The organism is Microbulbifer mixtoriginis (SeqCode) (assembly GCF_052466865.1).
The window spans coordinates 4,162,736-4,186,263 of record NZ_CP174293.1 but is presented as its reverse complement, the minus strand read 5'-3'; the positions used below and the strand labels follow the sequence as shown (position 1 = coordinate 4,186,263).

The following is a 23,528-nucleotide window of genomic DNA, read 5'->3' as shown; positions in this document are numbered from 1 at the left end:
ATTTCACCGCTGTTAAGGTGGATGAAAACCGTTGTTAAGAGGTATCAGTAATAATATTCTGGCTAGTGGTTTTTAATAGTTTTATTATGTTTATTTTTATAGTAAGTGCCAGCTTAAGGTTGAAAATTTCGGGTAACTATCCTTGTTTTTTTAAAAGCTTCGATAGGTATTCAACGAACTGTTGTCGTTGAAGGTGAGTCGTATTGGCACATCCTAATATTAGGCCGGATACTTTTGGTTTGTTAGCGTCAGATAGAGACAATGGGGCACTCCCGAAACCTCTCTGGTTAAGTTTTTCATGCAAATAGGTATCATCATGCCCTGGAGTTTTTATAACTACAAACATAGCAGCACTGCTTTTAATAAGTTTTACATCTGGCTCTAGATGAATATGAATTAGCTGACAGAAGTGTTCCCACTTTTCTTGATAGTTTATTTGCATTCTGCGAATGTGCCGCACATAGTGCCCATCATTAATAAAGTCGGCTAACACTGCTTGTTGGAGCTGGTTACATGGTCCTGATAGTATGGACTTAATATCTACAAAAGAGGATACAACAGACTTTGGTACTATAAGATAGCCCAAACGGAAGCTTGGCAAAAGTGTACGGCTAAAACTGCCAATAAATATAACTGGAGTGTGTTTCTTCATGCCTTGTATTGCGGCTATCGGCTTTTCTTCAAATGAAAATATACCGTTGGCTTCATCTTCTAATATCCAACACTTCGATTTTTCAGCCCAATTGAGTAGCTTACTTCTTTCTTGAAGTGGGATAACCCCACCCATAGGGTGTTGATAAGTCGCTGTTGTATAAATGAGTCTTGCTTGTTTGTTTTCTCTGACTAATCGATCTATATCCAGTCGGTTTTCATTTAATTCAACCAAATTTACGGTTGCATTCTTTGCGTGAAAAGCAAATCTAGCTCCTCTATAGCCAGGATTTTCCATTAAAACTGTATCGCCACTATTAAGTATTGTTTGGGCACATATATTTAAAGCTTCTTGTCTTCCGTTAGTGATGATGATCTGCTCAGCTGTACAACGAACACCCCGTGAGGCCAGTAAATGTTGTGCTAGCCTTTTTCTTAATGCTAAGTATCCTTGTGGATCTCCATAACCGCTAATTGGTATCCTATCTTGGTGTTGTCGATATATTTTATTCCAGATAGCAAAGGGAAATAACTTTAAATCTGGCACACCTGGTGAGAAAGGAAGAAGGGTGGGCCAGCGCGACTTAAGTTTAGGACGAGATTTTATTGTCTCACTATAATCTGAGAGTGGTGGTAAGGAGAACTCTGGATTATTCTCGCTCAGAGTAGAATTTTCGGCTGTTTCAATTGTGCAGAAAGCTAAGTTGCTGGAGACATAAATAGCTTTACCTGCCTTACTAACAAGAAATCCCTCTTTTTTTAATTGTTCAATCACTTGGATAACGGTATTTCTACTGATATTCAGGCTCTCAGACAGTCTTCGTGAAGAGGGCAGCTTTGTACCCTTAGTAAGTCGCCCATTCACTATCCAATCTATCAGTATTTGATAGAGCTGCTTTTGAAGGGGGCGATTTCGATCAAGAGATAGGTCAAAAAGGTCTGGAGCACTCACTACCTGCACCAAGAAGTATTCAAACTTAAATTCTATTATTTTTTTGTATTATATCTACATCGTGTCATCAAATGATTATTTGCTTAAGCTTCTTTAAAAATTACAAAGAAAAAAATTGATGGATTTCACAGATTTGAACTGTGATGTGTCAATACGACAAAAGGTTTCATTTGAAACTAGATTGTTTTGTTAATTTATTGTACTTAAAGGTTTACTTTCAAGATTAAAAAATCTTGTTTCTGGCACCATGTTTTTTTCAAAACTGGACCTTACTTTTGTTTAGCTTATTTGGCTAAATTTAAATGGGAATTTGCTCTAATTTAAATGTAAAAAATCTCTTAAGAGGTCTAAATAAATGAAAATTATGAAACGGGTAGGCTTATGTGCAGGTGTTGCCCTAGCTGTTGCTTACCAGTCTGCCAGCGCAGCGGAACTAACTGGCGCTTGTTATGACTATGCTTCACGAGAACCCACCTCAGCTGTAAAGCTTGATGGTCAAGCGATAGGAATGGTTGTTGCTAACAATGTGGTAAGCACAGCGCTGGGCGTTTCTGGTTTTTCAATACTAGAAGGTTTGTATCCAATTGTTTATGGTTCAATAACCGGGGGATTTGTCAAAGAAACCACAGACGGGGCAGATCCAGAGCTTGTTGGTTGTTTGCAGCAATTTAATAATAGAATTTCTGATCTAGAATCGGCCTTTATTGAAGCTGATCTTAATACACTAAATCAAATTTTATCAGATTCAAAACGAGAAATTATTGATTTAGGTAATTTGTATTACCATGATGAAGTTGCAGACGCCTATCAAGGGCTGGCAGTAAAATTAGGGGCCACAATAAAAAATACACTGGATGAAGTGAATGCAGAAAACCCAAAGATTTTGAAGTCTAAGTATAACTCTTTGGTTTACAATGTTGCGCCAGCTTTTGTTTCCATTATTCAAATGGAACTCTTACACAGAAGAGAATTTAATCGTTTCTGTTTTAATCAGGAAAATTATCCAACCTGGAATGGTATAGATAGCGATGAACTCGTTGACCCTGAACTGTTAGAAACAATTAAGTATGACACTTCTGAATTTATTGACTCTTATTTAACTGCCCCAGAAGGTTCCGTAGCGAATTGTAATGCAGACTATAATACTTTCTTAACTTTTGACCGGGTAATCGGTGACGAGTTTGACTCATACAAAGCGGTACTGGAAATGCTTGGTATTTTCATTACTGAAAGTACAAAAATACCGGGTATGATTTCTGCAGCTGTAGATGTGTATAATTCAGAATTGGGCGCCTACAGAGAACTAATGCTAACCGAGTGTGATAAAAATAAATATTCAGATGATTATTATGGCCACTCTTATACTGCTGAGGGTTCAAGCTTATGTGAGGGCGCCCGAGAACACCATTTAGCAGATATTACTCCTGAGGGGGTATATGCTAGTGATGATAAATATCCAGATGAAGCAGAAAGAAACCATATTCTTCATAATTTGGCAGCGGTTGTAGACTCTTGGGACTGGTATAGTCACGTCACTCCGGAAGGCGTGGCCCAGCTAGATGAAGATACAATGCGACTCTATGAGGCTTTTTCAGTACCAACTTATAGTGGTGTGAGACTGAAACACTTAGATACCGATTTATGTGTCGGTTCAGATGCAAAAGCACAGTATACTTGCGATATCAGTAAAAATGTTTTTATGTTCCGTCCATTTGAAGATGGTTTTAAAATAACTCGGATATCTGATAACAGGAATTTTAAAGACAAAGGTGAAGACTCTGATGGCTTCGTTATTCGGTCTGGAGAAGGGTTGGACTCCAAGTGGATAGCCGAAAAAGAAGGTGCTTGGGGCTTAGACCCTTATCCTAATTTTATTAATGCGAGTACAGGAAGATGTTTAGCACTTGATGATAATGCCAGCCTCACAGCGGTTGATTGTGATGAAATTGAGGGTGATTTTTGGGAGGTTGATGGAGTCGATATCCCTGATACCCATTCCTTAGTCAGTATGCGACATACCGGAGAGGGAAAGTGCATTAACAATGCTGGTGCAACTGTAAGCTGTGATATAGACTCGGTTATCTATCAAATTCTTCCATACAACGGCGGCTATCGTGTGTCACACAATGGATTGAATTTGATAAATATGGAAGGTTCTGGGATCTTATTTTCCCCTGCGATAGGAGATATTGCTACTTGGGATTTTTCAGACTGGAATAGTGATGGTGTTTTTAAACTGCAAAATCGATATACCGGACAGTGCCTTGATTACCAGAGTGGAAGTCTAGTTGCAGCTAGCTGTCATCTTGATACAGCAGTAAGTGAATTGTTTGCATTTGATATTGTAGATTTACCCAATTCCTCAAATGCCGAGAGAATCTATCTAAAGGATAATACATCGACTGTTGGTCGTTGTATGGGTAAAAGATATACTGCAAACGCGGGCACGGGTCAGACTGCCTATTTCAATGGATCGTGTAGTCTAACAGACATGGCACTCGTAAAATATAATGGCGGTTACATGATCTATGATATCACTAATGACGAGTATATCGAAGACAGTAACGATACCGATCTTCGTAAATACGAACAGTTAGTACCAAGCGGTGTGCCGAGTGATTCTACGACCTGGGATTTCCTTGGTCCATATAACTATTCTGGGGTTAACTATTTCAGTATTAGGAATAGAGCTACTGGTGAATGCCTGAAAACAGTAAAACTGAGTACTAATAGTGGTGTTGGGGCTCTTTCAAAAGGAGACTGTAGTGATACTACTGCGTCAAGAATTTGGACCCTCTATGATATTGGAGAGTAAGAACTAAACAGCTCTAATAAAAACGCCCGCTTTAGTGGGCGTTTTTATAGATAGGATTGTCTGGAATTTTATCTGGTCTTGGTTTCGGATTATAAGTGCAATTAGTACGGGAGGGCTTAGTTGATAGAATCGTCACCTCTCGCAACCAAGAGATCGGCGCTGATGAGCTGCTATCAACTGAGTGAGAATCAGCGATACCAGATTTACAGTCCAAGAAAAGCTGGACACTCCCAGAAAGTAATAGCAAACCTCTTGATGGGGTACCCTCTGACGATCGGTTGAGAGCTATGAGGCAATACTGGATTGCGAGGATATCGCCTAGGGCAAGCACACAAGTTTGAGGAGCTAAGAAGCCTGCAAGCGGATAAGGCACGGAAAGTGATTGGTGTTGTGTGGCAACAAATAGGCAGCCTAACTCGGAAAGAGTTAAATCTTCAGCAGACAGCCATCTATTTAAAGAGATATAACGGTGTATCGTTACATCAGGAGAGGATCTACCAGTTGATTTATTTAGACCATAAAAATGGTGGATACTTATTTTATGGCAAGTAATGTAGAACTGCGTGCCTGCTTACATTAACGAGAGCACTCGGGTACTTCGGTATAGTAGCCTCATTCCCAGACCTCTTTCCAGTTGGGTTACCGTTTGGCTTTGCCGGTCTAGTACGTGACAGGCTATTAGCCACTGCCGTAAAACTGCACATTTTAACAACAGCTAGAAATACTTGCATATCTTCTAGTTAGGGTTTCATTGTTTAATTCTTCTAAACACTAATTTAACTTTATGGCTGTTTATCAAAAGGCGGTGTCTGGGGCACTATGCTTGCAGAAAGTTAATACTTAATTATCGTGAAGAGGAATCTGATTTGAATAAGGCATTAATTGAGAAAACTGTAATAGCCAGCGAGCGTTGGAAGTCATTTTTCAACCAAGGAAATGCAGAAGGCTGCGCTTCTATGTACGAAAAAGATGCGCAAATGATGGCCAAGCCATTTGGGCTATTCCAGGGGCGGGAGCAGATACAGGCTTTTTGGGAAAACCTTGTGGCTCAGGGGTTCTCGGATGTGACTTATCTGGATACAAAAATCGAGGCAGTAGATGACACTTCAACCGTACTTTCCAGCAACTGGAGAATGAATAACGCGCAAGGGGTAATTACACGAGAGCTCTGGGTTCTCCAGGAGGACGGTACTATGCGCCTGCGTGAGGACCATTTTGAAGCCTTGGACAAAAATGCGAAGTGAAAGGATATAACATGAACGAATATTGGAATAGTTTTACCCGGGAAAAAACTGACGAACAGTACAATCCGACTCTGTGGAATCATCGTTTGCCGCCAGAAAAATTGTTACCAGCTCATGTAGAATTCACAGAGAGTCACAGCTCCAATTACCGACAGGCGATCAAAGGTGGACTGCAAACAGTTAGTTTTGGGGAAGGGGAATTTTCAGGTTCAATGGATATTTTTAGGCCTGAGAATGTTGCTGAAGATGCACCCATAGTCATTTATATCCATGGAGGTTGGTGGCAATGGTTCTCAAAAGAGCAGTTTTCCTTTCTGGCTGAGCCTTTTAATAGAAAAGGGATTGCTGTTTATATGCCTGGTTATCGTATGGCCCAGGATTGGAATAATGGCGTGCCTATGGAGTCCATAGTAAAACAGACACAGTATGCAATGGCTAAGGTACTTAAGGAGGCAGAGCTAAGAGGTACGCCTGCAGTTTACCTGATGGGGCACTCGGCAGGTGGTCAGTTAGTTGGGATGTTACATCAGACAGATTGGAGCCAGTTTGATATTTCAAAATCTACGCAGGATAAGTTCAAAGGCGCATTTTCTCTGGCTGGGCTTTTCGATATCCGTCCACTGGTGAATAGCTTTGTCAATGACACGATTAATATGTCAATGGAGTCGGCGGAGAAGGTAAGCCCACAGTTAATGCCGCTAAGTGAAGGTAGAAAGCTCTGTCCACTACATTTGATAGTACCTGAATTTGATACCCCTGAGTTTTTTCGTCAGACAAAGGAGTACCAAGAAAAGCTATTAAAGTCCGGAAATCCCTGTCATTTTATCATTGCAAATAATCGTGATCATCTTGATTTGCTTGAAAGATTAGTTGTCGAAGATGATGAAGTGCTAAGTTATCTCTTGAATCATATTTTGGTTTAGTGCTAAAACTAGGGCATGGCAAGTAATGTCTATGTCCTCCTGTCTAAACAGTATTTAAAGTTTTGAAATAAATTGTAGATAAATCCTAGGTGGGGTGTCTTTTAAATAAATAGCTTAATTTTTCTAACTTGGTTTCAAGTAATAAAGATAAGCCTCTATTGACAACCAAGTTGTATGGCTCAGAGTTTGTCTGTTTTTTTAATATAGAAATACTGTGCTCAGCTTTAACAAGCTTTTAATTCTTTAGTAACCTGTTTTTGATATTGAATTTTTATCCAAGCCTTTGGTTTAGGTTTTTCTGATTCCTGTGCTAAATTTTTGTGTGAATAAATTATGTGGATAAAAGAGTAGAGAGCCGCGAATGGACGCTTATCAGTTTGACCAAGATTAAGTCGGATTGATGATTAGTGTTTTGTGCTGTCTTTTCTATAAATATCTATAAGTATCAATATATAAAATAAAGGAATCAGTGTGAGCGCTGCCAAGTGCAATGCTATTACATCGTTTTCTTTGCTGGATGGGCTCACTGAAAATACAATTATCTCCAGGATAAAAAACAAGATAAACAATAGATGTTTATCCAGCTTAGATATGGATTTAAACACCTTGGAACCAAGCAGCCAGTAACGCCAGGATTTGTATTTTAAAGCATCAAAAAGGTAGTAGAGGCCACAAGTTAAGCTCACCAAAGTTGTGAGTAGTAGCTCAAATACCCAGGCCGGGGGCTTGCCAGGGGCTGGGGGCCAAACGTTGGTCACGCCGAACTCGGTAAAGGAAAGAATGGCAAATAGTCCGGTAGTCAATAGAACGATAGGGAACCGAAAAACTAATATGACCATGCAAATTGCGGCAGAGACTTCGAAAACCCTTTGAATGGGCATAAAAATATTGGCATGCTCTGCAACCCAGGCTAATGCGTTGCGAAACCATAACGGGGTGTTTCCGTATTCTACATAGGATTTCACCAGCCCCCTATAGCCCTCTACGGTAAACCAGTTCAGTAAGCTGTCTTCATAAACCTGGAAAATCAACATAACACCTATGGTGATGGTGAACAGGTTAATCCAACGCCCTACCAGTAGGTTGGATTGTTCTGTCTGTAAGACTATGCGATATCGGTCTAAAAATTTTGAAAGTATTGCTAGGGCGGCAATGGTGATACTGGATAAAAGGCTGGCTAGAAGTATGTGATTGCCACCGTTACGCGACATCAAAAATATCGCGAACAGCACGCTAGATGCCACAATCACCCAGAGGCACCAGGACAAAAAGCTTATATCGGGTGCCTGAATACTGCCCAATAGACGCTGGTGATAGGGCGTTGGATGAGATAAGGCTTGATCGGATGGTTTCTGAATATTTGGGGTGAGGCTATAGTTGCTTACCGCTAAGACTAATGCATATAAAGCCGGTGATAAAAACTCAAAGAACCAGCTATTTTCGCCCATATAAGTAAAGCCCCATAATACTATGAAGCTCACAAACATGAGTAGGGCGCCTAGGGTCATTAATACCCGCAATATTAAGAGTACCGCGGCAAGTAGAATGACAAAATGCAGTGAGTAAGTCAGGCTAGTGATGTGCGGGGTGAAAAATATGGCTAAAGATTGAATAGCTGCGGGGACTTCTTCCGTTCGAATAAGCTGCTCTAATACGGCTGCAAAGGCCTGCGGAGCCATCTCGCCATTCAGGTAGCGCATAATTACCAGTTGGATACAAGCGGCGCCTAAAAAAAGGCTTATCATGGCTAGCCATGCAGTTGGCGAGGTTGCCGCTTTTGTTTGGCTAGTATCTAAAGTTTGGCTGGAATTGTGCATAAACCCAGCCTAGTTGAATTCGACCCCCATAGATCAATCCTTGTGCCAAAAAAAGTTCGCTATTTCAGCGTGTTTTCATCCAAGTTGTTGTCTTTATCGGCAATAGGAAAGCGTGGATAACTTCAGGCTAGGGCTGGCCAGGCATATGCGGGGTGAGTGTATATAAGAAATACACTAACAATATTTTCTACTGACCATGGCATAGAAATGCTGTTGCCAATAATAATGATATTGAAAGTTTGCTAGCTGAATGAGTGTGTTAAAAAACTCTGCAGAAGATCTATACAGTCCTCTCGTTGTTGTTTACTGGTATTGGCAAACCCTAATACCAGGCCATGGTTCAATGATTTATCGGGGTAGAAAAAAGAAAGTGGCGTGCTACCGAAGCGGTGCTGGGCTAATTGCTTTGACAGTTCTAGGTCATTCCTGCCGGGCGTGGCGAGTACCAAGTGCATTCCGGCACTACTTGCGATGAGTTGCGCCTGGGGTTCAAGTTTATCTCGTGCCAAGTCGCAAAAATGCAGCCATTTTTCCCGATAGTTGATGCGCATTTTGCGCAGGTGTCGTACGAAGTGTCCCTCGTCAATAAAGTCGGCAACAACCGCCTGGGCAAGTAGGGGGGAGTGGCCGGAGAGTATTTCCTTTGCCCGAGCAAATGCCTGTACAAAGGGTTTGGGAACGATCATGTAACCTAAACGAAGGCCGGGCTGCAGGCTTTTACTGAAGCTGCCCATATAGATAACCGGGGTATGCTCTGCCATTCCCTGGAGAGCGGCGACAGGTTTGTGCTTAAAGGAAAATTCGCTGTCATAGTCATCCTCTAAAATCCAGCATCGCGTCTTGCTGGCCCAGTCCAACAGCTTTAGCCGTTCACTGGCAGGCATGACTCCGCCCATGGGGTACTGATGGGTTGGCGTGGTGTAGAGGACTTTGCCGTGCAGTTGGCTTTTGATCAGTGCATCCACGTCTAAATAGCCGCTTTGCAATTCGGCCAATGCCAACTTGGCGCCGCAGGCTTGAAACACCCAGCGGGCGCGGCGGTAGCCAGGGTTTTCCATGATGGCGGTATCGCCGGGGCTTAGTAGCACTTGTGCGCACAGGCTCAAGGCTTCCTGGGCGCCATTGGTTATGATGATCTGGCTTTCATCACAGAGCACTCCGCGGCAGCTGCGCAGGTATTCTGCCAGTGCCTGGCGTAAGGGTGGATGGCCCTGGCTGTGCCCATAACCAAGCAGTGGAAACCTATCTTTGTGGCGCCTGTAGAGTCTGGACCAAATAGCTAAAGGAAAGGCATTGAGATCCGGTATACCCGGTGAAAAAGGTAGAGATACACCGCTGTCGGTTTTAAATGCCGTGGCAGTCTGCAGCTTTTGGCCAAGGGCTGAGAGCCCTGGTAAGGGAGCTGTACCATCGGATTCTTGGGAATACCATGCCTGGTGCTGCATTTTCTGTACGTAAGCGGGTAGGGCGCTAGATACAAAAACGCCCTGTCCGACACGGCTGGTAACAAAGCCCTCTGCTTTGAGCTGCTCTAACACCAGTGTGACCGTATTGCGGCTGATATTCAGGGTGGAGGATAGTCTACGAGAGGAGGGGAGCTTGCTCCCTGCTGCGAGACGGCCGCTGCAAATCCACTCCACCAGGTTGCGGTATAGCTGGCTTTGTAACGGTTGCCTGGGGTCCAGGGTTAAGTCGGCAAAATCGGGGCTTCTCAAACTGGCACCATTAACTGATTAAAACTGGATCTAATCAGAGTACCAGCAACTCCCTATATTGGCGATATCTGTTGTTGATAAATCGTTGTGGGAGTTTTTAAGAATGGTAGTTTCAGATTCCGCAAAGATTGAACTGCCGGTAACTGCGAAAAGCCGGGTGCGCCGTGCTGCCAAGAGGGCCAGTTATCGCCGCGAGGATATTTATCGTTTGGTCGATGAACTGAAGCTGGGGCATATTGGTTTTACCCAGGATGGTGAAGTGATTGTTATTCCCATGACGGTATGGCGCCATGGGGACTTTTTGTATTTTCATGTGCTCAATAAAAGCCGCTTGCAGAAATTACTGGATTCGGGGCAGCAGGTGTGTATTTCCTTTGCCCACTATGACGAATGGGTCCTGGCTAAATCCGCCTTTCATCACAGTGCCAACTATCGCTCGGCAGTTTTGTTTTGCCGCGGTGCGCGGGTGCAGGACCCAGAGGAGTTTGATGCGGTTTTCAAGTCTATTATCGAAGATATCGAGCCCGGCCGCTGGAACCAGGTGCGCGCTCCAAACCCTCAGGAGCGCAAGGGTACGGCCCTGATGCGCCTGACCATAGAGGAAGGTTCTTTTAAGAGTCGCACAGGGGCGCCATCAGACAATAAAGAAGATCTCGATTTACCGGTTTGGAGTGGCACTAAGCCCGCCTGCCCGTTTAGATAGCATCAGCCTCTTCAGGAGTTTTGTTGGTGAGGTTGATAATGGCAAGCATATCTTCGTTGTCTTTATCCATACCCACTTCAGTAAAACCAAAACTGGAATAAAAGTCTTTAGCCACTGGGTTTTTAGGGTTGTAGCAGATTTCTATTTGCTCGATATTGGGTGTTTGCCGGATTTCTTGTAGGGCTAGCTGAAGCGCAGCCCTACCTATCCCCTTCCCCTGCTGATTCTGGTCAACCATAAATCTCCAAATGGAAATTTTTTCACGGCTCTCTTTCACCCACATAAGAAAACCAACGGGCTTTTCTCCCGTATAAATCGCACGGGTTTCATACCCTGAATTGAACTGTGCCTCCACCAGTGACCACATATTGCAGGCGACGTATTCTTGCTGCGCTTCGGCGACATCCAGATCGCAGACCGCCTCATAGTTATTCTGGGTTATAGGTTGTAAAGATGTACGCATTGTTGAGTTCTACATTTCCATTGCTTTAAAGTTTGGGTGTGCTTTAAAACGCAGTTTATTTTTTAAGAACCTTTAACGCCACCTGTAAAATTTCTTGCTCGCTGCTTTCAATATTCGGCCTCACCCCCTGACCCTCCCAGTTAACCAGTTCCTTAGATAAAGTCGAAACCGGGCGACTAGAGGGAATTCCAATTTCAAAGCTAAATGGCAGGGTCTGAGGCGCATCCATCATATGGGCTCCGCCGGCGCTGGCACTACCGATAATAGTGGCTCTACCCAGTTGTTGCAGCGAGAAGGCGATGCTTTCTGATGCGGAGAAGGAGCGCCCATTGATCAGTACTACCATGGGTCTCTGGGTGCCATAGGCTGGCCAAGGAAGTTCTTTGATGCGTTCAGGGGAATGTTGCTTCTCTCTGGTTTCAATGACATATGGTAGGGGGTTAGTGGGGTCCACAAAGGATTCGAGGATGGCAGTGGCTGTATCACTATCACCTCCGCCATTATTGCGCAGGTCCAATATCAGACCGTCACTGTGTTGCAACAGGGTAAATGCCGCGGCCAGGCTTTGCCGGGCATTTTCAAAAGTGTGGAATGAAGAGAGTTTGAAGTAGGCAATGTTACCGGGCAATAACTCTAGTTTCTTTACACCATAGTTGTTCTTGGGCGCCTCGGCCCGCCACTGTGCTATCCAGTTGTTGGAATCTTCATTAGGGCTTACCGGCTCCAAATAGAAGTGCTTGTCTCCGGACAGTGTTCGGATTTTCTCGGTAATTAGCTTGGCAAAATTTTCGGAGTCCCGACAAAGGCGCAGAGCTTCAGGGCTACTGGCCATCTCAGATAACGCCAGGGAAACACTCTGGGCTTTATCTGCGAGTACATAAGTTTCTGCAATAGCGCTAGCGGCGGATTGGATAACTACGGTGGGATTAAACCGGCAATCCTCATCGTTGTCACTTGCGTAAGTCGCTGAAGAGATGGTGTGGCATAGGGCCAGGCTGAAGGCGGCAATCAGTTTCATGGTTTTTTATTCTCCTTGGCAGTGCACTGCTGAATGCGATCGAGATAGGGGTGTTCCTGCAGAGCGGCAATCGCCTCTTCGGCGAGTGCTGTTAGAGGTGTAGACAGTTGCCGATTTAATGAACGTTCCGCTTCAACGGTGGCTTGCCAGTGGACTTCAAGCTTTGGTAGTAAGCGCTGGCCTTTACGGCTGAGACGGACCTTGCGCTGGCGTGCATCCTCCCCGGTGAGGATTTCTAATAATCCCTGCTGGACCATATCTCTGACCGTCTGGCTGACCGCCGGCTGGGAGATTGCGGCACTGGCCGCTATTTCATTGATGGTGACCGGGCTCTTGTGGGTAAGGGCTCGCATCACCGGTGTATAGCGCGGCTTGTAGTTTTTAATACCGCAGGTGCGGTAACTATCTGCGACATCGCCATCCAGTAATTCGATTAAATGCCTGAGGCGAGTACCCAGCTGGCTGTATTTCATAGTGTTGAATTTATATAAGTGCTTATATAAATGATTGTAGAGTATCTCCCTACGCTGTGGCATTTCCTCAACCTCCTGTGAACCCGTTAACCCTTCGCTTGATCGCGGATACACGGTTTTAGGTTGCCCGCGAATGCCAAGCCTTTCCAATCACCACACAATGAAACCGAAATTTAACATTTGTTTCATCGAAATTTAGGAATTCCCCGCCACTCTTTGCGCCGCTTAATCCGTATCAGGCAACTGGGAATAACGACGATGAAACAATTTGGCTTGGCTGCTCTGGCAGCCCTGGGTCTTCCACTGATGGCTGCAGAGGTCCAAGCCAGCGACCTCATTATCTCGGAGTACATTGAGGGCAGTGGTAACAATAAAGCGCTGGAAATTTTTAATGGCGGTGAAACTGCGATTGATCTGAGTGATTACGCCATCCAGCTTTTTTTCAATGGTTCCGATAGCGCCTCCGCGAACATTGCTTTGAGTGGTACCCTGCAGGGCGGTGCGGTATTTGTACTGGCCCATGGCAGTGCCGATACGGTGTTGCTGGATCAGGCCGACCAGATTTACACCAGTGGCCTGTTTAATGGTGACGATGTAGTAGCACTTGTAGGTCCCAATGGTTTTGTCGATGTGATCGGCCAAATTGGTACTGACCCCGGCAGCCAGTGGGGCAATAGCAGCCTCGGCACACAAAACCAAACCCTGGTACGCAATCTGGATGTGCAGACAGGCCGCTCCGATGGCAACAGCACCTTCGATCCCGCTCTGGAGTGGTCCAGTGAGGGGTTGAATAATTTTGATCACCTGGGCTGGCACGGCGCCGATGGTGGCAATGGAGATGGTGACGGTAATGGCGGTATCGAGCTGGGGGCCTGTGGCGATGCAGCAACCTTAATCAGCCAGATTCAGGGCAGCGGCACCGCGAGTGCGCTTGAAGGCGAGCGCCACGAAATTGAGGCGGTGGTTGTCGGCAATTTCCAAGATCCCAATACCGGCCTGGCTGGTTTCTTCCTACAGGAAGAGGACAGCGATCAGGATGGCGTGGATGCGACTTCAGAAGGACTGTTTGTACACGACAATGGCTTCGGTGTGAGTGTGCAAGTTGGCGACCTGGTGCGCGTGGGGGGTATCGTCGATGAGTTTTTTGATTTCACAGAGTTGAATCAGATCGATGGTGTCAGCATTTGTGGAAGCGGCTATCAGGTAACGGCGGCTAATGTACAGATGCCGTTTGGCTCTGTGGCAGAGCAGGAGCAGCTCGAAGGGATGTTGGTTGAATTCCCACAGAGCCTCACCGTTAACGGTCATTACAACCTGGGCCGCTATGGCGAAGTGATCCTGTCCAACGGCCGCCTGTATATCCCCACCCACAATAATATGCCGGGCGCCGCAGCGGCGGCTCAAGTGGAAGCCAACGCACTCAACCAGATTATTCTGGACGATGGTTCCACAGTGCAAAACCCCGAGACAATGCCTTATCCGGCCTCGGGTCTCAGCGCTTCTAACACCTTGCGCAGTGGCGATACTCTGGAGGGCCTTACCGGAGTGATGGGGTACGGCTTTGGTGCCTACCGTGTTCACCCTGTGGAAGTCCCCCAATTTACCCCGGTCAATCTACGCGATGAAGCGCCCATCTTACCGGGTGATGGCAGCCTGCGTGTTGCCAGCTTTAACGTGCTGAATTACTTCAATGGTGACGGCAACGGAGGTGGCTTTCCCACTTCGCGCGGTGCCGATACTTTGGAAGAATTTGAGCGCCAAAGAGAGAAAATTATTTCTGCAATCCTGCGTATGGAAGCCGATATTGTCGGCTTGATGGAACTGGAAAATGACGGCTACGGTGTCGATAGTGCCATCCAGGATCTGGTCAATGGGCTCAATGCTACAGCATCAGGACAGAGCTACCGGTTTGTGCAGCCGGACCTCACGCAGCTGGGTAGTGATGAAATCGCCGTGGGCATGATTTACCGCAGCGACCGTGTTATGCCGATTGGCAGCGCCGTTACTCTGCAGGATTATCCTTTTGATGACGGTAACCGCCAGCCGCTGTTACAGGCATTTGCCGAACTCTCCTCCGGTGAGCGTCTCGCCGTGGTGGTGAACCACTTTAAATCCAAGGGAAGTTGTCCAAATGATGGCAGCCTGAACAGCGATCAGGGGGATGGCCAGGGCTGCTGGAATGCTCTGCGTACTCAGGCTGCCGATGCCCTGGTGAGTTGGGTTGAGAATGACCCCACCGGAACTGGAGTTGACCGTGTTTTAGTGCTGGGCGACCTCAACAGCTACGCCATGGAAAACCCAATTACGGCTCTTGAAGGGGTGGGTTATACCGACCTTCTGGAATGGTACGGAGCGGGACAGGCTTATTCCTATGTCTATGACGGCCAGTCTGGCTACCTGGATCATGCGCTGGCCAGCCCTTCACTGGCTCCGTTGGTTACTGCCGCTGTGGACTGGCATATCAATGCCGATGAACCGCGAGTGCTGGATTACAACCTTGAACACAAGAGCCTAGAGCAGCAGGAAAACCTCTACTCTACAGGCCCCTTCCGTGCATCCGATCACGATCCCTTAATTGTTGAGCTGGATCTGAGTGCAGATAACCTAGCGCCCACGGCAGAATTCAGCTGGGAGTCTGAAGGGTTGTTGATTAATTTTATCGATAACAGCACTGATGCAGATGGTGAGCTGTTGAGCTGGTCCTGGGATTTCGGCGACGGTGTAACCAGTAGCGAGCAAAACCCCAGCCACACTTTCGATGTGCCGGGTAATTACTTGGTACGTTTGCAGGTAAAAGACGATCGCGGTGCGGTATCCACACAAGAACAGATTGTTGAAGTGATGGATGATACGATTTCATTGCAGGCCAACTTTAAACTCCATCGCTTTTTCCGTTGGGTATGGGTAGAAGATCGCAGCCAATACAGTGGTGATAATAAACTGCAATACCACTGGGATTTTGGGGATGGAGTGCAGCGCAACGGTCGTTGGGCGTTACATCGCTACGCACAAACGGGTAATTACGAAATTACCCTCACAGTGACTGATGGTGAGGACGCTGAAGACAGCGCCTCTCAAGTAGTAAAAATTTCCTGGCCAAGATGATATATGTCAATTTTTGATTAATAATAAATATTCTGGTTGCCCTGGCGCTGGGGTTTTGAATTCCCTGTCGTCGCTTCACCAGGATTCTTTGAGTTGATAGCTTTTCCCTAGAAGCGAATGGCCGCACCCTGGTGGTGCGGTCTTTTTTATTTCGCACTCCTTAAAAAATTAATTGCCCCCATTTGTTTTTAAGCTGATGACCCCCTTTGGGAGAAAGAAGGACCATACTAGGTTCTGTCTTGTTGGGTTACAGGGGCGCCCCTTTATGTCGTGTGCATTCAAAAGTCTCGTAGGTTTAAGCCTGGAGTGGACTGGCACCCATTATTCCGAGGTGGGGGATTTCCCTGATCTCTCCACCTATATTGTCAGTTATGAGTCAGAATCCAACTGCTATATCACTGCCGGTGGTAAGCTGGTATGTGAAGCCAGTTACTCGTACGCGCCTATGGGAGTACGCATGGCAGCACTGGTTTATCGGCCGAATATCTACCAGGGCCGACGTGGAGTTGTTCTTTACGCCATGTTGGATTTTGACTTGATGATGGATCGCGCAGTTATTATGCATAACGATCAACCCCTCGCGCTGGCCAATGGCAGTTTTCGGGTGGTGGAGACGCCGGAAAAACCCGTCGTTGGTTAGGGGAGAATTAAATTAAAATATCGGGAGAGCTTGGTATGGATAATCATGAAAAAATTAATTATGTAGAGTTCCCATCTAAGAGTCTGGCAAAGACCAAGACTTTTTTCACTGAGGCCTTTGGCTGGGAATTTACAGATTATGGACCCGAGTACTCCGCTTTCTCCGGCGCAGGCTTGGACGGTGGCTTTTTCCAGGCGGATATGCACAGCTCAGCAGTGAATGGTGCCGCGTTGGTAGTACTTTATAGTTCTGACCTGGAAGATACGTTACAAAAAGTCGAGCGGTGCGGTGCTAAGGTGGTCAAACCTATTTTTTCTTTCCCCGGAGGAAGGCGCTTTCATTTTGCCGAGCCCAGCGGCAATGAATTTGCGGTTTGGTCAGATATCGGAGAGAAACAGTAATTTTAGGTTGCACCAATAAAAAAGCCCCCGTGGGGGCTTATTAATTTTTGCTAAGAAATTTTCGCTGAGCCCTCAAGCTGATAATTCAGTTTGTTTCTCATCGGCTAATTAAGCGCTAATAGATATATACTGCTCCGCTAGAGTATGCTGAATTATCTTGCTGATTGCCGCCGATGCCCGTGGCGCCACTATCTTCTTGAAAGGCCCCTACCGCTAAGGTCTGGCCATCTGCGCTGAGGCTGATATTACCAAAACTAAAATAGTCTCCCTTTTCGGTATTACTGGCTTTTAGGTAGGCCTTCTGTTGCCAGTTGTCCTCACTTCGGGCGAAGATATACACGGCACCAGACCAATCTGCACTATTATCGCCTTCATCGCCATTAATGCCAATGGCACTGCTACCCTCCCGAATGGCTCCTACCGCTAGGGACTGGCCATCGGCGCTAAGACTGAGAGATCCACCAAATCGGTCATAAGAATTTGTATTACTTGCCTTAATATAAGCCTGTTGCTGCCAAGTATCGTTGTTGCGAATAAAAATATAAGCTGCGCCAGCACCCGTTGCCTGGTTGTTATTTGCATCGCCATTAATACCGGAAGCATTGCTACTCTCAGCTGTAGCTCCTATGGCCAGGACCTTGCCGTCTGCGCTTAAACTGAGTGAAGAACCAAAATAATCACCTTCATCAGTGTTACTAGCTTTTATGTAAGCCTGTTGTTGCCAGTCGGTGTCACTGCGGGCAAAGATATACACCGCACCAGAATTATATGTGCGATTGTTACTTTGATCGTTGTTAATACCGGTAGCACTGCTATTTTCATTTGGTGCGCCCACTCCGAGTATCTGGCCATCGGCACTGAGGCCGACAGTATAACCAAAAAGGTCATTTTCATCGCTATTGCTAGCCTTTATGTAGGCCTGCTGTTGCCAGGTGCCTTTATCTCGGGTGAAGATATAGACTGCTCCGCTATCCTCTCTTGAAGCCCCAACAGCTAAAGTTTGGCCATCGCTACTAAAGCTGAGTGAATCACCGAAGTTTTCAGAGGCATCTGTATCACTGGCTTTAAGGTAGGCTTGTTGCTGCCAGTCATCTTCATTGCGGGCGAAGATATAAACACCACTATCAGTACCTACTGCGAGAGTCTGGCCATCGGCATTCAGACTGAGTTCTGAACCAAAATACTCCCACTTTCTATTGTTGTTGGCTTTAAGGTAGGCCTGCTGTTGCCAGCCGCTTTCACTGAGAGTAAATATATACACCGCACCGGATTCATCTGCATCATTATTGCTTCCATCTCCATTAACACCTGTGGTGTTGCTATCCTCTCGAGGTGCCCCTATTGCTAGGGTCTGGCCATCAGCACTAAGGCTGATTGCTTTGCCGAAATCATCGTGGGCATCTGTATTACTCGCTTTGAAATAGCCAATGCTTCCTGTCAGTAAAAAATCGTCAACAGAAAGTATCGTTGAATCACTACATCTTTCTTGAGATCCCTCACCGTTGCAGGCCTGTAGAATATATTGCGCATTAGTTCGGGAATAGAGTGCTGTTTCTAGTTTGAGTGTTAGGGATTCATTACCTTGGGGAATATATTCAGCAACCCGTCTAAAACCGGAAACCCCATCGGGGTTTTCCAGTAAATGATAGTGGCTAGCATTTTCAGCATCAATCCACGCGAAGCGGAACTTCTTTATTGCCTCAAAACTTAAAGCAATTAGCTTTACTTGCTCTGGTGCAATAGAGGTGTCACCTCCATTTGAGGGATCTTCTGTTGCCGGTGGAGTACCGTCTCCTGTTGAAGGGGTACTTGCTACCGGTGGATTTTTTTCAGCAGTATCGCCGGTGCTACTGCTACCAGATCCGCCACCGCTACAACCGGATAGGAGTAAGGCAATTAGGGAGATCTTTATAATTTTTCTGTTCATAACTTTTAACCGGTTATCTTTGGCGCCTGATTATGCAGTTTGAATCTATAGGAATTCAAATGTTACTTTCTATAATTTTTATATTTTCAAAAAAATTTTTTTAATTGGCGGGCTTCTATAGATTATTTTTTCGAGAATTGAAAATTTTGCACTTTTGTGCCACTTGCTGTTTGGATGTTTTTTAAGAATTCTGTACCAAAAGGAAGGGTGTATTTTTGCAGTTTTCAGGATTTTTGATTTTATTTTTGTTTGGTGGGTGAGCTGGAGCGGCGATTTCTGCGGTTGTGGCTGATTTTTTTGAGCGGGTTGTGTTTACATGCTAGGGGCTGGTAGAGATATGAATAAATATAAAGTTACCACAAAGAAAAGAGCATCTTGTTAGATATTTTCAGCGGTAATTTTAGAGGGTTTAGGATGATGGTTTTTTCTGGCTTTAGTGGCAGGTTGGTGGTGTCAATAAGATATTTTGGATTTTAAAATGAGAATAAAGGGGGGTGGTGGCATTTCAGCTCCAGGCAGTCAGAGTTGAAGATAGTAAGAGCTAAATCAGGAACAGACGTTTCATTTAGCTAAATTGTATAGTAATGATTTTTTATTTTGATTGGATGTAGAGTAGCAGTAACAAGCGCTTAAACAATATTCAATAAAAAAGCCCCCGGTTTTATTCGGGGGCTTTTTTAAATCTAGATGAAAGAGTTTTAAGATTACACCTTAAACTCAGTATCCAGCTTCTTTTCCACCAGCTGCTTTTTTAATTTTGCATACTGGGGTACGCCGTTTTTGTAGGGGGGGTAGTCCTCGCCCTGAATTAACGGTAACAGGTACTCGCGTCCCGCCTCGGTAATGCCGAAGCCGTCTTCGCTAATATATTCTTTCGGCATAAATTTTTCGACGTTGGCCACTTCAGACAGCGGCGCTTCTGCGATAGACCAGCTGTACTCTTCACCTTCTGCACGAATAATTGCCGGCATAATCGCATTCTTGCCGGCTGCCGCCATTTCCACGGCGGCGCGACCGACTGCGTAGGCCTGCTCCACATCGGTGGCGGAGGCGATATGGCGGGCGGCGCGTTGCAGGTAGTCGGCCAGTGCCCAGTGGTATTTCAGGCCCAGCTCGCTTTTGATCATATTGGCGAGGGTTGGTGCCACACCGCCCAGCTGCTTGTGACCGAAGGCGTCGGTAGTGCCGGCATCGGCGAGGAAGGTGCCGTCTTCGTACTGGGCGCCCTCGGAGGCGACGATTACGCAGTAGCCTTTCTCGTCCACGGTCTTTTGCACCTTGGCCAAGAACTTCTCTTTATCGAAGGCCACTTCCGGGAACAGGATGATGTGCGGTGCATCGCCTTCTTCTTCCTGGGCCAGGGCGCCGGCGGCGGCAATCCAGCCCGCGTGACGACCCATCACTTCGAGGATAAAGACCTTGGTGGAGGTGGCGCACATGGAGGCTACGTCCATGGCCGCTTCCTTGGTTGAGACTGCAACGTATTTTGCTACGGAGCCGAAGCCGGGGCAGTTGTCGGTTAGCGGCAGATCGTTGTCGACCGTTTTGGGAATATGGATGGCCTGGATTGGATAACCCATGGTCTCAGACAGTTGCGAGACTTTCAGGCAGGTGTCAGCGGAGTCGCCGCCGCCGTTATAGAAGAAGTAGCCGATGTCGTGGGCCTTGAATACTTCGATCAGGCGCTCGTACTCTGCGCGGTTCTCTTCCAGGCTCTTCAGCTTGTAGCGACAGGAGCCAAAGGCGCCGGAGGGAGTGTGACGCAGTGCGGCGATGTCTTCCACACTTTCCTGGCTCACGTCGATCAGTTCCTCTCGCAATGCGCCGAGGATGCCGTTCAGCCCCGCATAGACTTTACCAATTTTGTCCTGGTTTTCACGGGCAGCTTCTATTACGCCGCAGGCGGAGGCATTGATTACGGCAGTCACACCACCGGACTGCGCGTAAAAGGCGTTCTTCTTCGACATGGTTATCCTGTTTTCATAGAGATCTTGGGAAGTGACCCGATCCGGTTGTCCGCCGGACGCTCTTCGGCGGCGCCAGTGGGGAACTCCGGGAGCTCGTATCGGGTGTCGGCCGTAGCTGGAAAATTCCTACCACCCTAACGGGGGTGAGGCCGATCTGTGCGGGGGCGGAGTCTAATGGAATAGCGAGTAAATTGCATGGCAAACGGGGCATTTGGCAATTACTGGCCTGTTTTGCCGTGGTAAGCTTGCGCCGCAACCCCCAGGAGTACAGATTTTCGCCATGCATATCCATATTCTCGGTATTTGCGGCACCTTTATGGGCAGCCTAGCCCAATTAGCGGTGGCCGAAGGACACCGGGTCACCGGTAGCGATGCCAATGTTTACCCCCCCATGAGCACTCAACTACAGCAGGTGGGTATTCAGATCACCGAGGGCTATGACCCGGCTCAGTTGGAGCCGGCCCCAGACCTGGTCATTATCGGCAATGCCATGTCCCGCGGTAATCCCGCCGTAGAAGCGGTACTTGAACAGGGGCTGGCCTATACATCCGGTGCCCAGTGGCTCTGTGACCATTTCCTCGGCGGGCGCTGGGTACTGGCAGTAGCGGGCACTCACGGCAAGACCACGACTGCCAGCATGTTGGCTTGGATTCTGGAAGCGGCGGATATGCAGCCCGGCTTCCTGATTGGCGGTGTACCCGGTAACTTCGGTGTTTCGGCGCGCCTAGGGGAGTCCCCTTTCTTTGTGGTGGAGGCAGATGAATACGATACCGCCTTCTTCGATAAGCGCTCTAAGTTTGTGCATTACCGCCCACGCACAGTGATTATCAACAATCTGGAGTTCGATCACGCCGATATCTTCGACGATTTGGCGGCGATCCAGCGGCAGTTTCATCATCTAGTTCGCACGGTGCCCGGCAACGGCCTGATTGTCAGCGCCGCAGAAGATAATGTGGAGCAGGTATTGCAGCAGGGTTGCTGGAGTGAAGTTCAGCGCTTTGCCAGTGAGGATCAGCCGGGAATCAGTGCCGGCGACTGGCGAGCGGTGGATATCGCCGCGGATGGCAGCAGTTTTACCGTGCTATTCGAGAGTGCCGAAGTGGCGCGCGTGGAGTGGGATCTCACCGGTATGCACAATGTGCGCAACGGTCTCGCCGCTATGGCTGCAGCTCGTCATGTGGGCGTGGTACCAGAGCTAAGCGCCTCTGCCCTTGGGCGTTTTCAAGGCGTAAAGCGCCGTATGGAATGCCTGGGCGAAGTGGCTGGTATCCGCGTTTACGATGATTTTGCTCACCACCCAACTGCGATCGAATCCACGCTTACGGGCCTCAGGGCCAAAGTGGGCAAGGACAAGATCATCGCCTTGATTGAACCCCGTTCCAACACCATGCGTATGGGCGTGCATCAGGGCCAGTTGGCCAGTGCCTGTAGCGGTGCGGATATGGTGTTGTGGTATCAGCCCCAAGGGATGAATTGGTCTCTGAATGAAGTTACTCACCACTCTCCGGTGCCGGCCAAGATTTTTGACACTATCGAGAATGGTGTGGAATCGGCACTGCAGCTCGCCGGCGAGGGCAGTCATATCGTGGTGATGAGTAACGGCGGCTTCGGTGGTATCCATCAGCGTTTGATTGGAGCCCTGGAGCAAAAATATAACTATTCGACCTGAATAGAGTCAGCATTTTAGTGATCGGGGAAGTGATCTTGCAGCAAGCCACATTTAATAAAACCGTTACCCTGGCCATGACTGGGGCTTCCGGGGCCCAATACGGCCTGCGTTTGTTGCAGTGCCTGCTCGCTTCTGGCGTGCGCGTCTGGCTGTTGATGTCTGAGGCGGCCCAGGTAGTGATCAATACAGAGACCGACCTGCAACTGCCTGAGGGCGACGATGACACACTGCAGGCTTTTCTCGCCGATCGCTTCGGCGCCCAGGAGGGCCAGTTGAAATTGTTTGGCAAGCGCGACTGGTTTTCGCCGGTGGCATCCGGCACTGGAGCGTCGGCCAGCATGGTGATCTGCCCGGCCAGCGGTGGCACTTTGTCGGCCGTTGCCTGTGGAGCCTCCAACAATCTGATTGAGCGCGCTGCGGATGTGGCGTTGAAGGAGCGCCGCCAGTTGATTTTGGTTCCGCGCGAGGCGCCATACTCGGAGATTCACCTGGAAAATATGCTCAAACTCACCCGCATGGGCGCGATGATTATGCCGGCCAGCCCCGGTTTTTATCAGAAGCCGCGCACGGTCGAAGACATAGTCGATTTTGTGGTGGCGAGACTGCTCGATCAGTTGGGCGTGGAACAAAAGTTGTTGCCGGCTTGGGGTGAGTAGGTCACAGGGAGATAAAAAATAGTGAAAGCGAGCATAACCATCCACTACTGTGTGCAGTGCAATTGGATGTTGCGGGCTACCTGGATGGCCCAGGAGTTGCTTCACACTTTTGCGGATGACCTACAACAGGTTGCATTACAACCCGGAACTGGAGGAGTATTCGAAATCCGCATTGGTGAAAATTTGATCTGGGAGCGCAAGCGCGATGGCGGTTTTCCCGGAGCAAAGGAACTCAAGCGGCGCGTGCGGGACCTATTGTTTCCCGAGCGCGATCTGGGACATATCGATACTCCCTGAAAATATTTCCAATAGCGCCGTGTAAACGCAAATTTTGTATTTGCACCAGCACTGCCGGGGCGATCAAAATATGCGCCGTACTGCGGCCCACT

General features: G+C 47.3%; 18 protein-coding genes. 10 read left to right on the top strand and 8 right to left on the bottom strand.

Annotated features, from left to right (window positions below):
- Window positions 1-136: 136 nt before the first annotated feature.
- Window positions 137-1,603 carry a MocR-like pyridoxine biosynthesis transcription factor PdxR gene (gene pdxR / locus ACJJJA_RS18875; RefSeq protein WP_444903042.1) on the bottom strand — a complete coding sequence of 489 codons (1,467 nt, stop codon included), beginning with the start codon at window positions 1,601-1,603 and terminating at the stop codon, window positions 137-139.
- Between the two features lie 355 nt (window positions 1,604-1,958).
- On the opposite strand from pdxR (ACJJJA_RS18875), the gene ACJJJA_RS18870 reads away from it, so the two are divergent.
- From ACJJJA_RS18870 to ACJJJA_RS18860, 3 genes are all read left to right on the top strand, one after another.
- Window positions 1,959-4,418: a ricin-type beta-trefoil lectin domain protein gene (locus ACJJJA_RS18870; protein WP_444903041.1), complete on the top strand. Its 2,460-nt coding sequence runs from the start codon at window positions 1,959-1,961 to the stop codon at window positions 4,416-4,418.
- Between the two features lie 866 nt (window positions 4,419-5,284).
- Window positions 5,285-5,662, top strand: coding sequence for a YybH family protein (locus ACJJJA_RS18865; RefSeq protein WP_444889533.1), 378 nt, complete (start codon window positions 5,285-5,287; stop codon window positions 5,660-5,662).
- Between the two features lie 11 nt (window positions 5,663-5,673).
- Window positions 5,674-6,585, top strand: coding sequence for an alpha/beta hydrolase (locus ACJJJA_RS18860; RefSeq protein ID WP_444883926.1), 912 nt, complete (start codon window positions 5,674-5,676; stop codon window positions 6,583-6,585).
- A gap of 404 nt (window positions 6,586-6,989) precedes the next feature.
- Here ACJJJA_RS18860 and ACJJJA_RS18855 read toward each other — a convergent pair whose 3' ends face one another.
- The gene (locus ACJJJA_RS18855) at window positions 6,990-8,330 is read right to left on the bottom strand and encodes a hypothetical protein (protein ID WP_444903040.1); all 1,341 of its coding nucleotides are present in this window, start codon (window positions 8,328-8,330) and stop codon (window positions 6,990-6,992) included.
- 314 nt (window positions 8,331-8,644) lie between these two features.
- A complete protein-coding gene (gene pdxR, locus ACJJJA_RS18850; protein ID WP_444903039.1) occupies window positions 8,645-10,117 on the bottom strand; it encodes a MocR-like pyridoxine biosynthesis transcription factor PdxR in 1,473 nt (490 codons plus the stop codon).
- A 103-nt stretch (window positions 10,118-10,220) separates the two neighbouring features.
- Between pdxR (ACJJJA_RS18850) and ACJJJA_RS18845 the strand changes: the two genes are divergently transcribed.
- Window positions 10,221-10,820: a pyridoxamine 5'-phosphate oxidase family protein gene (locus ACJJJA_RS18845; RefSeq protein ID WP_444903038.1), complete on the top strand. Its 600-nt coding sequence runs from the start codon at window positions 10,221-10,223 to the stop codon at window positions 10,818-10,820.
- Here the strand turns inward: ACJJJA_RS18845 and ACJJJA_RS18840 are convergent.
- The 3 genes from ACJJJA_RS18840 to ACJJJA_RS18830 are packed head-to-tail and all read right to left on the bottom strand — an operon-like array spanning window position 10,813 to window position 12,837.
- The gene (locus tag ACJJJA_RS18840) at window positions 10,813-11,283 is read right to left on the bottom strand and encodes a GNAT family N-acetyltransferase (protein ID WP_444903037.1); all 471 of its coding nucleotides are present in this window, start codon (window positions 11,281-11,283) and stop codon (window positions 10,813-10,815) included. The two genes, ACJJJA_RS18845 and ACJJJA_RS18840, sit on opposite strands and share 8 nt — an antisense overlap.
- 55 nt (window positions 11,284-11,338) lie before the next feature.
- Complete coding sequence (locus tag ACJJJA_RS18835; protein ID WP_444903036.1) at window positions 11,339-12,301, bottom strand: S41 family peptidase; 963 nt, start codon at window positions 12,299-12,301, stop codon at window positions 11,339-11,341.
- Window positions 12,298-12,837, bottom strand: a complete 540-nt coding sequence (locus ACJJJA_RS18830) for a MarR family winged helix-turn-helix transcriptional regulator (protein ID WP_444903035.1) — start codon at window positions 12,835-12,837, stop codon at window positions 12,298-12,300. Before ACJJJA_RS18830 ends, ACJJJA_RS18835 begins: the two co-directional genes overlap by 4 nt.
- A gap of 195 nt (window positions 12,838-13,032) precedes the next feature.
- Between ACJJJA_RS18830 and ACJJJA_RS18825 the strand changes: the two genes are divergently transcribed.
- The 3 genes from ACJJJA_RS18825 (at window position 13,033) to ACJJJA_RS18815 (ending at window position 16,920) form a co-directional block, all read left to right on the top strand.
- Entirely contained in the window at window positions 13,033-15,879 is a 2,847-nt protein-coding gene (locus tag ACJJJA_RS18825; RefSeq protein ID WP_444903034.1) for an ExeM/NucH family extracellular endonuclease, read from the top strand.
- 265 nt (window positions 15,880-16,144) lie between these two features.
- The gene (locus ACJJJA_RS18820) at window positions 16,145-16,519 is read left to right on the top strand and encodes a hypothetical protein (protein WP_444889542.1); all 375 of its coding nucleotides are present in this window, start codon (window positions 16,145-16,147) and stop codon (window positions 16,517-16,519) included.
- Window positions 16,520-16,554: 35 nt separating this feature from the next.
- Window positions 16,555-16,920, top strand: a complete 366-nt coding sequence (locus tag ACJJJA_RS18815) for a VOC family protein (protein WP_444903033.1) — start codon at window positions 16,555-16,557, stop codon at window positions 16,918-16,920.
- A 115-nt stretch (window positions 16,921-17,035) separates the two neighbouring features.
- Here the strand turns inward: ACJJJA_RS18815 and ACJJJA_RS18810 are convergent, their stop codons facing one another.
- Both ACJJJA_RS18810 and ACJJJA_RS18805 read right to left on the bottom strand, forming a co-directional pair.
- Window positions 17,036-18,847, bottom strand: coding sequence for a hypothetical protein (locus ACJJJA_RS18810; RefSeq protein ID WP_444903032.1), 1,812 nt, complete (start codon window positions 18,845-18,847; stop codon window positions 17,036-17,038).
- Window positions 18,848-19,551: 704 nt separating this feature from the next.
- Window positions 19,552-20,814, bottom strand: a complete 1,263-nt coding sequence (locus ACJJJA_RS18805; protein WP_444889544.1) for a 6-phosphofructokinase — start codon at window positions 20,812-20,814, stop codon at window positions 19,552-19,554.
- Window positions 20,815-21,094: 280 nt separating this feature from the next.
- Between ACJJJA_RS18805 and mpl the strand changes: the two genes are divergently transcribed.
- From mpl to ACJJJA_RS18790, 3 genes are read left to right on the top strand one after another with little or no spacing between them, the layout of a single operon-like run.
- On the top strand, window positions 21,095-22,483 hold the full coding sequence (gene mpl, locus ACJJJA_RS18800; RefSeq protein ID WP_444903031.1) for a UDP-N-acetylmuramate:L-alanyl-gamma-D-glutamyl-meso-diaminopimelate ligase: 1,389 nt from the start codon (window positions 21,095-21,097) through the stop codon (window positions 22,481-22,483).
- 29 nt (window positions 22,484-22,512) lie between these two features.
- Window positions 22,513-23,139 carry a flavin prenyltransferase UbiX gene (locus ACJJJA_RS18795; RefSeq protein WP_444903030.1) on the top strand — a complete coding sequence of 209 codons (627 nt, stop codon included), beginning with the start codon at window positions 22,513-22,515 and terminating at the stop codon, window positions 23,137-23,139.
- Between the two features lie 21 nt (window positions 23,140-23,160).
- Window positions 23,161-23,436, top strand: coding sequence for an Rdx family protein (locus ACJJJA_RS18790; protein ID WP_286036977.1), 276 nt, complete (start codon window positions 23,161-23,163; stop codon window positions 23,434-23,436).
- Window positions 23,437-23,528 lie beyond the last annotated feature (92 nt).